Origin of the sequence: Reichenbachiella sp. MSK19-1 (assembly GCF_003590315.1) — a bacterium.
GTDB classification, from domain to species: Bacteria; Bacteroidota; Bacteroidia; order Cytophagales; family Cyclobacteriaceae; genus Reichenbachiella; species Reichenbachiella agariperforans.
The window spans coordinates 760,760-773,598 of the sequence record NZ_MIER01000002.1 but is presented as its reverse complement, the minus strand read 5'-3'; the positions used below and the strand labels follow the sequence as shown (position 1 = coordinate 773,598).

The window sequence follows — 12,839 nt, the reverse complement described above, 5'->3', positions numbered from 1 at the left end:
GGTTAAAACTAATTCTACTCCTCCACTTGCTAAAAGATATTAGCTGAAGTGAGTGCTACTGAAGCTAAACAGCAATGTATGCAATATAGACTAAATTTCATTTTGTGTGCGGACACACAGCTAAATTTAATCAAAAAAAAGAGCCATGCATGCATGGCTCTTCATTTCAAATACTAAAAGCATTGAACAATAAACAGGGGTGTTTTAATTAATATCCCACCAAAGTGATGTTCCACCTGTATCAGGTCCACCTAGTGCTTGTATGCCTGACGCAACACCATCAGGATTAGTCGTCAACTCAGTTGCTGAAAAGTTGATTCTTTTGATTTGTGCATCCGTATCGATTTTTCCATCGCTGTAGTTCACTACATTAGGGAATTTCTTTGGGTATCCCGTTCTTCTGAACTCAGACCACGCCTCTTGTCCATCAGGAAACATCGCAATCCACTTCTGCGTGATCACCTTCTCTAAGAGCTGATCTTCAGTAGCAGTAGCATCCCAAGCAATCGTCGCTGTACTAAGGTTAGGGTCTCCCGCCAATACACTATTGTCAGCGTTGTAGGCATCTACAAACGGAGCAGGTATGCTAACTGCATCTACCATGTAGGTATCCGCCCCACCAGCACCATGCTGTGCAAATGACAAAGCAATACCAGCCTCATAGTTAGCCTGTGCAGTACCTGCACCTGCCCATCCTTTGAGAGCTGCTTCAGCTTTCAAGAAAGCTACCTCTGCTGCTGTCATCAACTGCACTCCACCAAGAGTAGATACTGCTGAATGACCTACATATGTATCTTTAGATGCTATCTCTATTCCGCTTCTAACTCCCTTAAAGCCTCCTGCTAAAGTAGCATCCGTAGATGGAGCAAAGTAAACTTCTAGACGTGGGTCATTGTATCCACTCAATACTGACTCCATTTCAGCACTCATACGTGTATCGCCCCATGCACCACTGAGTGTATTGAGTGGGTGATCACCTGCACTAGGAGACAATGTAAAGTTCGCACCATTGCTATCAAGTAAACCTACAGCATCTGTCAAAGCCTCTTCTCCAACTGTCTTAGCATAAGCTGGATCAACTCCAGACATACGAATCGCTAATCTCAGTTTCAAAGAGTTAGCAAACCTCAGCCAGTTGTTGACATCACCGCCATACACCAAGTCAAACTTGGCAAAGCCTACAAAATCGGTATACCCTTTTAATACAGTAATCGCCTCATCCAAATCTGCGACAAACTGCTTGTACACCTCCTCCTGCGAGTCATACATCGCTGGAGACTGACCATATTGTGAGTAAATAACTGGACCAAAAACATCAGACACGCGGTGCATTGCCTCTACACGTATGATCTTGCCCCATGCTACAAACTGAGGAAACTCATCACCAGCAGTCTCATCCATAGTTGCCAATGGATACATTACGCTTTCGTATGCAGAAGACCAAATGAAACCATTCCATCCATCTACTAGACCGTAAGTATTGTTGTTAATGTTTCCTGCAAACGGTGTAGGTGGTGCCAAATACCCACTATAAATATCTGCATTCAAGTTCTGCTGCAACTGCGTCACCCAAGCTGGTGTAATCACATAAATATTCTGAGTAGCCTGTACAATTCTACCCCCGATGTGATTGAAATCTTGCGTCAATGCCTCATTGGATATCCCATAAGGATTGGTATTGATCTCTTCGAAATTATCAGTACAACCTTGTATAGCAACTGTCATGATAGAGGCAGTTCCTAAAGCAAGCATTGATTTATATATCTTATTTATTTTCATGATTTAAATTTTATCGTGAACAGTAATTATAGTGTCAAAGACAGGTTGAAACCGATGCTTCTCGTAGATGGCAAACCAAAAACATGAACACCTTGTAGTCCTGTACCTGTAGACATAGACACGTCTGGATCGAACGGCGCATCATTCTTTAGGAAGAACAAGTTTCTACCGATCAATGAAAGCTTCGCTGTCTTGATAGGACCCAACTTTTCCATCACAGTAGACGGAAGCGAATATCCTATCGACATCTCTCTCAACCTAATATTAGTAGCACTGTACACATATTGCTCCGTGATACCTGCTCTACCTCCGACAGTTGTATAGAACTCTTGCGCTGGCAACAATCCTGAATATGCCGTACCATCTGCATATACTGCTTTCATATCTACACCACCTGCATCACGTGCGTCACCAGTTGCTTTAGATACACCATAAAGGTCATTCATCGCTTCGGTGATCGACATTACTTCACCACCTATCCGAGCATCAACCAAGAAACCAAGCGAAATCCCTTTGTAATTAAAGTTGTTATTCCATCCCCACATGTAATCAGGGTTAGGATTACCAACATAATCTAGTCCCCCTTCTTGTACCTGTGGACGGCCATCTGCATCTACGATTATTACGCCATCTTCATTTCTAGCGAATTTCTGTCCGTAGATATCACCAAACTGCGATCCCTCGGTAAGCATCATTGCATAACTATTCACTCCAGGAGCTGTCAACTGTAGTCTACCGTCTTCTAGCTCACTAGGTAGCGCCTTCACTTCGTTGATATTCTTCGTAAAATTCAATGTAGAAGTCCAAGTGAAGTTCTCCGTAGAAACTGGTACTACTGTCAAAGCAGCTTCAATACCTTTGTTTACGATCTCACCACCATTGATATAGAAGAAACCTCCACCCTTACTAGCTGGTGCTACGATAGGAATTCTTTGGTTCTCAGTCACGGTGTTGTAGTATGCTACATCTAAACTAACTCTTTGGTCTAAAACAGAAACCTCAGCACCTACTTCGAACGAGTTTTGCATTTCAGGATTCAAAGTCTGTCCTGGTTCTACTCTACTCGTAGGAGTCGTTACCGTACCATAAGGGATAATCGAGTTGAAAGAGCCAGATGTCAAATCATACGCATTCACTGCATTACCCACTTGAGCAAAAGATGCTCTTACCTTTAAAAGGTCTACAGAAGATATGTCCACCATCTCAGAGATCACAGCAGTCAAACCTACAGATGGATAGAAGAAATCTGTATCAGGCAAAGTAGAAGACCAATCGTTTCGACCTGTCACGTCTAGGAACAACATACCGTTGTAGCCTAAGTTCAAACTACCGAACACTGATTGCAACTGCGAATGGCTACCTCCTTCGTTGAACAAAGCTGTTCCTCCAATGGCTATGTTTTGAATGTTGAAAGTATTGGCATAAAACAACCCTTCAATACCTTCGTTTCGAATATCGTCTCCTCCTTTCGAATCGAAAAACTGCGTTTTCACTTCGCTATCCGTGATACTCGTACCCACTGTCGCAGATACACTGAATTTCTCGAATGTCTTGTTGTACATCAACAAAGCATCTCCATACATCTGCGTAGCTTCTGCATTTTGCTGTACATATCGACCATTGATATCTGACAATGTCGCTTGAGTAGATGCGTGAACTCGTTGTTCGTATCTATCCACAGACTTGTCGATATTACCTCTCACACGGAAAGTCAAACCTTCTACGATCTTCAATGTCGCTCCGATGTTACCGATTACTCTGTTTCGAGAGTCTTCGTTTTGGTTTCTATTTAGAATCCAATATGGGTTTTGTTGCACATCAATGTTGTTGACCCAATTTTGCGTATTGAAGTTCCTATTGGCATCAAAGGTCTCATAATTGTTTTTATACTCATCAAAATCCAACCCTCTTGGGAAGAAGTATAACCCAGTCAATGGGTTGAAGTACATTCCTGAGTTTGCTCTATTGTTAGTGCTTTGCGTAATCAAGCTTACACCACCATCCATTTTCAAGCGATCTTGCCAGAGACTCAAAGACTCTTTGAAAGTCACATTATGCTTTTGCAATTCGTTGCTAGGAATAATCCCTTTAGAATCCGTATTTGCATAAGAGAAATAGGTTTGTGCCATCTCGTTACCACCAGCAACAGAGACCGTATTAATCCATGTTTTGCCATTGTCAAAAAAGTCACTTACATGATCCTTAGCATCTACAGATCCTCCCCAGCTATCTAAAGCTCCAGCAGAAGTCTGTCCATAATTGAACTGCATCTCAGGCATCATCAATACTGACTCTGAAGTAAAATTAGATGAAGCAGAGACTGACACTTTTCCTGCTTTTCCTCTTTTGGTCGTGATCAAGATCACACCATTCGCTGCTTGGCTACCATATAGTGCTGCTGCAGATGCTCCTTTCAGTACGTTGATGCTTTCGATATCCTCAGGATTAATGTTAGCAACACCGTCACCACCATCTCTACCTGCTCCACCAGTACCGGCAGATCCAGCTACACCGAAGTTTTGTCCCCAGACATCACTAGGCTGTGAGGGAGAAAAGTTGTTCATAGGCACACCATCGATCACATACAACACAGAGTTATTTCTTGTAGAAGAGTTACCTCTAAGTACTACTCTCGTAGATCCACCTACACCTGAGCCACTTCTATTGACAAACACACCGGCAGCCTTACCTGTCAATGAGTTCATAAAGTTGGCATCTTTGACTTTCGTCAACTCTTCACCGTCTACTTCTTGTGCAGCATAGGTCAATGACTTCTTGTCTCTCGATATACCGAGAGCCGTCACCACCACTTCGTCCAACTGCTCTACATCTGGCTCCATCCCTAGATCTAGCACCGTCTTAGCTCCTACTGGCTGTTCAGCTGTGAGATAGCCAATGAAAGAAAACACCAAGACATCCAAATCAGACACTTCTACACTATAAGCACCTTCGATGTCTGTCACTGTACCATTAGAAGATCCCTTCACTAGCACATTTACTCCTGGTAGGGCTGCTCCATCTGCCGAGTCAGTTACTTTACCAGATACCGTACGAGTCTGAGCCTGCACGAACAGCGTCGTGCAAAGAGCTAAACTCAATATGAGTATTCTTTTAATCATAGAATTAATATTTAGTTATTAGTAATCGTTTTTTGATTTTAACATCTTAATGATCGTTACTAAATCGTGAAGCGAATAATATATTAGCTCAGTGGAGAGAATTCTCCTCCGAACGTCACCTACCCACTCCTATCTCCATCAAAAGGGTGTTTTTTCGCCGTTGGTCTACAGAATGACTCGGTACAGCGATATGAAATGCATAGCAGATTTTAAGTAATTATTATACATATATAAACATCGTTTCGAACCATAATTTTCTAAATTGGCATTCTCATACACATACCTATTGGACAAACAATCGCTCACTATGCCAGCATATTTGGGATTCCTCAAAAAACCTTTTATTCAACATTCGTTGTTTTGGGGTGCCTACTTCTGCATCAACTGGCTGAGGTGGGGTAGTTACTTTGATGACTATACCTATTCGTTTGAGTCTAACCTAGTGGAGTTTCCCTTGCACCTAGCCATCGTTTACTTTAATATCTACTTTTTGATGCCCCGACTGATCCCGAAACGCGTGTTTTGGTACATCATACTCTTGGCTCTATCGATCTTAGGTATCGTCATCATTCGGATTATCCTCAACTACTTTCTGGTCACGACAGACATCTACAAAGAATCGAATCTCGAACACACAGATCTATTCGACTTCAACTATGTCTTAGCTGCCTACATCGGACAGGTCTATGTTGTCGCAATCGCCATGGCAGTCAAAATGACCATAGACTGGATAGCCTATAAGAACAAAGCCAGCGAACTGGTCAAAACAAACCTCGAAACAGAACTTGCCTTTTTGAAATCCCAAATACAGCCTCATTTCTTCTTTAATACGCTGAACAACCTGTATTCACTGACCCTAGACAAGTCAGACAAAGCACCCTACACGGTACTGAAACTCTCCGAACTGATGAGTTATGTAATCTATGATGCCAAACAAAAAAGAGTACCACTGATCAATGAAGTTCAACATATCCAGAACTATCTGGACTTGGAAATGCTACGCTACGGCGACCGATTAGAGATAGATCTCGCCATATCTGGAGACATAGAGGGCAAAGTGATCCCTCCCGTCCTTCTACTCCCATTTATAGAAAATAGCTTTAAACACGGCACCAAAGTAGATAGCGAACTCATCCCGATAGATATTTCCTTGGATGTGACTGATAATATACTGACCTTTTCGACCGAAAATCTAAAACCAGATGAGATCCTGCTAGACAATGGTCTAGAGACGCACAAGCATGGTGTAGGGATGACCAACACCAAACGTCGGCTCAATCTGGTCTATGGCGATACCCACAGCCTCGAGGTGATGGAGACCGCTGACAAGTACAAGGTAATATTAACTATACCTATCGATTAGTATATGAGTATAAAGTGTTTGATAATCGACGATGAGCCACTGGCTATCAATGTCATCAAGAATTTCTTGGTCAATTTTAAGAACTTCGAGCTATTGGGCACTTGCCCTGATGCGGTCGAGGGGTTTAATTTCCTCTCTAAGCACGAGGTAGATGTGATATTCCTAGACATCAACATGCCCAAAATCAGTGGACTAGATTTCCTCAAAAGCTTGAATAAACCTCCGATGATTGTCATCACCACAGCCTACCGTGAGTATGCAGTAGAGAGCTTCGAACTGGACGTGGTAGATTACTTGGTCAAGCCCTTTGCCTTACAACGGTTTATGAAGACTGTCAACCGCATAGAATCGAGACTGGAAGAAAAAACCGTCAACCGAACCGAACCTACAAACTCTGCAGAGACAGAAAGACCCCACGTATTCTTCAAAGTGGACAAGAAGATGATCAAAGTCTACCTAGATGAAATACTCTATATCGAAAGTCTCAAAGACTATATCCGAATCAAAACCTTTGATCAGAGCCTAATCAACCACAACAACCTAGTGAGTGTAGCAGAACTACTGCCCGCAGATGAATTTGTACGTATACATCGCTCCTACATCATCGCCATCAAAAAAGTCAAAGTCATCGATGGCAACCAAGTCGAGGTAGGAGACAAACTCCTACCGATCGGTCGAAACTATCAAAAGGACATCAAGGATCTACTACTGGGAACCTAAATCACCTGTTATCAGTTTGCCGTTCAGTTTGTACCAAACTACGCCTTAAGGATTCAGAAGCTGGATACCCGATCCCTACGTAATATACGCCAAGGTAAGCTCTCATTTTGGACAAAAAATAAGCGCTGTGAGTCTCCATTCTCACAGCGCTGCTAACCTCAACTCTAACTCTAATAGTAATCTTTAGTTCTGTACTGAGCTCTTGCTCTGGGTCATCTCTACCAGCTGACTGATTGGAGCGATCACCTGTAGCTCTACACGGCCATCTTGTATCTTCGCCTGTTCGAGATGTGACACAGCCTGCTTGTACCATTTCTTGGGAGCTTTTTTACCGCTATCGATATAGTCTATTGCGACTAGCGCATCTTCGGACAGCAATTTCAGGTTAGTCGAATGCTCCTTGGCCTGAGCCAAAATCGGTGATACTTTGATCGCTGCTTGCAATGCATCATCATTCCCCACCCACAGTTTTAACTGTGCCATCATAGCTTTAGAATCAACCTTACCACGCTGATAGTCTTCTACCTGATAGGCAAAATTCCTTGCAGCCATTGCATCAGCTAGAGTTGCATCAGCAAGCTTGGTATAGGGATCGAACACATCATACATGAACCCACCTGCGTTTCGCGTATAGCCCTTCATAGGTTCCAATACGTCTACAATCACACGAACTGGTTCTATAGCACGTGAATTCGCAAGGTTTCGGAGAATCTTCTCCTGTGCAGCGATATGTTGTAGACCATAGTGCTCTAGGACCAACGACAGCTTGTTCATCCGCGAGTACATACTACGTACATCTCTGGTATCCACAGGCGACCAATACCGCTCCGCAAGTGCTGCCATTCTAGGCCACACTCTGGTATCTATGGTCAGTGGTGTCACCAACTCACTCCACATGGTCGCTTCTCCCCCCATAATATTTGCTTTCATCTCCTCATCTAATTCATACCCAAAATAAGGATCAACACGATAATAATCTTCAGCATTGTACATCAGATCAATGTAATAACCATTGGACAAAACAGACTTGAATCCCTGACGTGCAGCATTAAACAATGTCGTCGTATCAGCCAAACTCTGCCCTCCACCTCTCCATGAGTGAATTACGGTCTCTTTGGGGATTCCATTAGTATGAATCTCATCCCATCCCATCATATGTCTATCATGTTTTTTGAGTATCTCAAACAGGTGCTGGTTAAAGTAGGTCTGTAGATCGTGGTTAGAATGCATATCATGCGCCTTCATAAAGGCCTGAATCTCCTCATTTTCATCCCAGTGTTTCCCTTCATTTTCATCTCCACCGATGTGAAAATAAGGGTCTGGAAATATAGAAATCACCTCTCCAAACAACTGATCCAAGAAAGTATAGGTCTCATCTATGATAGGATTCAAAGTAGGGTCAAACACTCCTGCATTTCGGGACAAGTAATAGGTCGTATCCTTACTACCCAACTCTGGGTAAGCCTTCAACAGTGCAGATGCATGCCCAGGCACGTCGATCTCAGGCATCACACGAATCCCACGGTCAGCAGCATACTGAATGATATCCTTCAACTCTGCAACAGTATAATACTGCCCATCAGAGCTGACTTCATTCAGTCTCGGAAACAACTTTGACTCAATTCTATAGCCATGGTCATCACAGAGGTGAAAGTGCAGTACGTTGAGTTTAACCGCTTCCATACCGTCGATATTTCTCTTGATCACATCTACGGGATGAAAATGCCTCGACGCATCTATCATCAAGCCTCTCCATTGAAAACGTGCATCATCCACGATTTCCACAGCCGGTAAATAATACCCCACTTCGTCCACAGAGATAAGCTGAAACAAAGTCTGCAAACCTCTCACCGCTCCAATATCTGTCACTGCCTTGAGTACAATACCAGATGCTGTGACGCTTATCTGATGACTTTCATCCTCCCCTAACTCTACTTGCCCTATGCGGTCTACTTGTATCTGTAAGCCCGTACTACGACTCGTATCAGCCGCTGTAATGATATTTTGATCAAGAAAAAGTCCCGTACGGTTCGTGAGTCGTTCTATATATCTGGTACTCGCTTTGCACAGCCTCGGACTCGTGAGTTCAGTCATTCCCAGTACAAAACCTTCTGTTAGCCTAAATTTCCCATCCTTCATTTCAATCTGTTTCGGCCATGGCATCAAATTCTCCAAACCGTTGATGTTTTGCGCGGAAGTGAATGTAGCACAGAGACTAAAAACAACCAGATATAAATATTTCATCTTACTAAATTTTGATCTTTCATATTACAAGTCCGATCTCGATGACCACAAGGGATCAAAGAGGTCTTAATCATAACCACAAGATAAAAGTATACCCGAGTTAAAAGATGGAGAAATATATTAGCTAAGGAGGGTATTTCTAACGCTAAATGGCAAGTCCGCCAAACAACTCATTTCTATGAATTAATACTCACTCCCCCATGATTTCACAACTGTAGACACACGCACTACACCATAAAATAAGAATTACTATGCTTTAGTCAATCGTACCACCAAACAGCAGATAGCCCCCTACAGACAACAAAAAGAAAGAATTTATCTTTTTTTAACTTTACTTGTAATAAACCCCTGCTCTATCGCACTTATAGGGCATAGCAATCAAATGAACTCAATTAAACGCCAATCGAATACTCCATGATAGAAGTAAAAGACATACACAAGTCTTACAAAATGGGACAAAACTCCCTAAAAGTCTTGAAAGGAATCAACCTCAACATCAACGAAGGAGAGCTAGTTGCCATCATGGGATCCTCTGGATCAGGAAAGTCTACGCTACTCAATATACTCGGTATGCTGGACGAAGCAGAAACAGGTGAGTATATCCTAGACGGAGTTTTGATCAAAAACCTAAACGAGACCAAAGCGGCACACTATAGAAACAAATTCCTAGGGTTTGTGTTTCAATCCTTCAACCTCATCAACTACAAGACTGCTGCCGAAAATGTAGCACTCCCACTCTACTATCAAAAAACCAACCGAAAAGAGCGGCAAGAGAAAGCACTTGCCTACCTCCAAAAAGTAGGATTAGGAGAATGGGCAGGACACTTACCTAGCGAGATGTCTGGTGGACAAAAACAACGAGTCGCCATCGCCAGAGCACTAGCTGCAGCGCCGAAAGTACTCCTAGCTGATGAGCCTACTGGAGCACTCGACACCAAGACCTCCTACGAAGTAATGGACCTCATCCAGCAGATCAATGACGAAGGAAAAACCATCCTCATCGTGACACACGAAGAGGATATCGCCAACATGTGCAAACGCATCGTTCGGCTCAAAGATGGTGTCATCATCGAAGATGTCAAAGTAGAACAAGTTAGAGCCGCACAGTATGTTCAATAGAGACCGCTGGCAGGAAATCTTCCAGACGATTTCCAAAAACAAGCTCAGAACCTTCTTGTCTGGCTTTACTGTTGCACTGGGTATTTTCATTTTTGTGATTTTATTTGGGTTAGGTAATGGACTTAAAAATACTTTCGAATCATTTTTCCTCAATGATGCCACCAACCTTATCTGGGTATATCGAGGCAGGACATCCATGCCCTACAAGGGATTTAAATCCAACAGGCAAATCGAATTTAAAAATGATGATATAGCAGACATCAAATATAATTTTGGTATGTACATGGACTACATATCACCTGGTATAAATAGAAATCAGAAAATAAAATACAAAAACGAATACAACAACTATAGCATCCAAGCCATAGCACCTGGCTACCAATTCGCAGAGAAAGTCTATCTCATGGAAGGCCGTTTTATCAATGAGGACGACACCCAGAACCAAGAAAAATATACAGTCATCGGTCGACTCGTTAGAGACGATTTGTTTGGGAAGAAAAGTCCATTAGGTGAATATGTAGATGTAGGAGGCAGTATGTTCAAAGTAATCGGTGTATTCCAAGACGATGGTGGAGACAATGAGGAGCGTAGAATTTACATCCCTTACACTACAAGACAACTCATGGAGAAGAATACTGACAAACTAGATCAGTTCGTAATCGGGTTCAAGCCAGAAATTGGGTATACCGGAGCAATGATGTTCGAAGAGAAGCTACGGCAGTTCCTCAAAGACAAGCATCAAATCCATCCAGATGATAGGCGTGGTATTTTCATTCGAAACGTGGCAGATGATCTACAGCAAAACCAGCAATTTGCTAGCGTACTGCAGATCATCGTAACCTTCGTCGGGTTAGGCACACTCATGGCAGGGATCATTGGTATCAGTAACATTATGGTCTTTGTAGTGAAGGAGCGTACCAAAGAACTAGGTATCCGAAAAGCACTCGGAGCAACACCTCGATCCGTTATCGCGATGATCCTACAGGAGTCTATCTTCATCACGACAATAGCAGGATACATAGGACTTTTTGCTGGGATTTTGATTCTCAACTCCCTAGGTGTGACACTAGAGGATTACTTTATCAAAAACCCTTATATCGACATGCAAACAGGGATATTTGCTACAGTCATACTGATCATATTCGGTGCAATAGCAGGCTATATCCCAGCTCGTCGCGCAGCCCGAATCAAACCAATTGTAGCACTTAGAGACGAATAAGATGAAACTTTTATTTAGCAGAGATACTTGGCAAGAGATATTCGGCTCTATCCGAAAAAACAAAGGACGTACCGTCATCACGGTCATCGGCGTACTATGGGGGATTTTCATCTATATCACCCTATCAGGGGCTGCCAAAGGGCTCAACAACGGGTTTACGCTAGAATTTCAGGATATGGCCACTAACAGCATGTTCGTCTGGTCCAACCAAACCAGCGTCCCTTATGCAGGATTCAAAACAGGCCGTAGACCACAGTTCAAAATCTCGGATGTAGAACAGCTCAAAACCAAAATCCCACAGATCGAATTTATAGCACCACGAAATGTCAAAGGCATGTGGGATGGTTCTCCTGCTAAAGTAGTCTATGGACAAAAAGACGGAAGCTATAACGTGTATGGAGACTTCCCTTCATTGGTGAAAATTGCAGCCAAGAAGATATTCGATGGAGGACGCTTCCTCAATGAAGAAGACATCAACCTCAGTAGAAAAGTCTGTGTGATCGGAGAACGAACCCAAACAGACCTCTTTGACAAAGAAGATGATCCGCTGGGTAAATACATTCGTGTAGACGGTAGTTACTTCAAAGTAATCGGTGTACACAAATTCGAGCCAGGCGGTGGATTTGAGTCAGATAGTGACATCTATATCCCATTTACCACTTTCCGAAAGCTCTACAACTCCGGCGAAAACGTTGGATGGTTTGCCATCGCAGCTTATGATGACGCGAATGTGACACAGGTAGAAGCGGATGTCAAAAATACACTCAAGAAAATACACCAAATCGCACCAGAAGATGACAGAGCATTAGGGTCGTTTAACCTCGGAGAGATGTTCAACCGCATCATGGGCTTTGCCAATGGCATGACCTTTCTCTCGCTGGTCGTGGGAGTTGCTACCATCCTAGCGGGCGTCATCGGGATCGGTAATATCCTTTTGATTTCGGTCAAAGAAAGAACCAAAGAACTCGGCATACGCCGTGCACTCGGTGCGACTCCTGGAGAAGTCCGCGGATTGATACTACTGGAATCAGTATTCCTCACTCTAGTCGCTGGAATGATGGGAATCATCCTCGGCGCATTTGTTCTCTTTGGGATCAATGCAGCCACACAGGGACTCGAATTCCCCTACTCCAACCCTACAGTTCCTATTTCATTTGTTTTGGGAGCCTTAGCCATCATGGTAGTACTAGGTACACTGATTGGTCTGATCCCAGCACAGCGTGCTGTCAGTATCAAGCCCATAGATGCACTCAGAGAAGAATAACGAATTAGACAT

General features: G+C 43.1%; 8 protein-coding genes. 5 read left to right on the top strand and 3 right to left on the bottom strand.

From position 1 onward, the window contains the following. Positions 1-204: 204 nt before the first annotated feature. Positions 205-1,779 (bottom strand): RagB/SusD family nutrient uptake outer membrane protein, encoded by a 1,575-nt coding sequence (locus BGP76_RS03360; RefSeq protein ID WP_119843597.1) that lies wholly within the window; start codon positions 1,777-1,779, stop codon positions 205-207. Between the two features lie 26 nt (positions 1,780-1,805). Beyond that, positions 1,806-4,898 (bottom strand): SusC/RagA family TonB-linked outer membrane protein, encoded by a 3,093-nt coding sequence (locus BGP76_RS03355; protein WP_119843596.1) that lies wholly within the window; start codon positions 4,896-4,898, stop codon positions 1,806-1,808. 307 nt (positions 4,899-5,205) lie between these two features. Between BGP76_RS03355 and BGP76_RS03350 the strand changes: the two genes are divergently transcribed. Together BGP76_RS03350 and BGP76_RS03345 are read left to right on the top strand one after the other, a co-directional pair. Then, positions 5,206-6,261, top strand: coding sequence for a sensor histidine kinase (locus BGP76_RS03350; RefSeq protein ID WP_119843595.1), 1,056 nt, complete (start codon positions 5,206-5,208; stop codon positions 6,259-6,261). Between the two features lie 3 nt (positions 6,262-6,264). Next, positions 6,265-6,981 (top strand): LytTR family DNA-binding domain-containing protein, encoded by a 717-nt coding sequence (locus BGP76_RS03345; protein ID WP_119843594.1) that lies wholly within the window; start codon positions 6,265-6,267, stop codon positions 6,979-6,981. Between the two features lie 183 nt (positions 6,982-7,164). Here BGP76_RS03345 and BGP76_RS03340 read toward each other — a convergent pair whose 3' ends face one another. After that, positions 7,165-9,225: a beta-N-acetylhexosaminidase gene (locus BGP76_RS03340; protein WP_119843593.1), complete on the bottom strand. Its 2,061-nt coding sequence runs from the start codon at positions 9,223-9,225 to the stop codon at positions 7,165-7,167. Between the two features lie 414 nt (positions 9,226-9,639). Between BGP76_RS03340 and BGP76_RS03335 the strand changes: the two genes are divergently transcribed. Genes BGP76_RS03335 through BGP76_RS03325 form a run of 3 tightly spaced genes read left to right on the top strand, consistent with a single transcriptional unit; the run spans position 9,640 to position 12,827 of the window. Further along, entirely contained in the window at positions 9,640-10,344 is a 705-nt protein-coding gene (locus tag BGP76_RS03335) for an ABC transporter ATP-binding protein (RefSeq protein ID WP_073119317.1), read from the top strand. Beyond that, complete coding sequence (locus BGP76_RS03330; RefSeq protein WP_119843592.1) at positions 10,334-11,563, top strand: ABC transporter permease; 1,230 nt, start codon at positions 10,334-10,336, stop codon at positions 11,561-11,563. Before BGP76_RS03335 ends, BGP76_RS03330 begins: the two co-directional genes overlap by 11 nt. Position 11,564: 1 nt before the next feature. Continuing rightward, a complete protein-coding gene (locus BGP76_RS03325) occupies positions 11,565-12,827 on the top strand; it encodes an ABC transporter permease (RefSeq protein WP_119843591.1) in 1,263 nt (420 codons plus the stop codon). Positions 12,828-12,839: the final 12 nt, after the last annotated feature.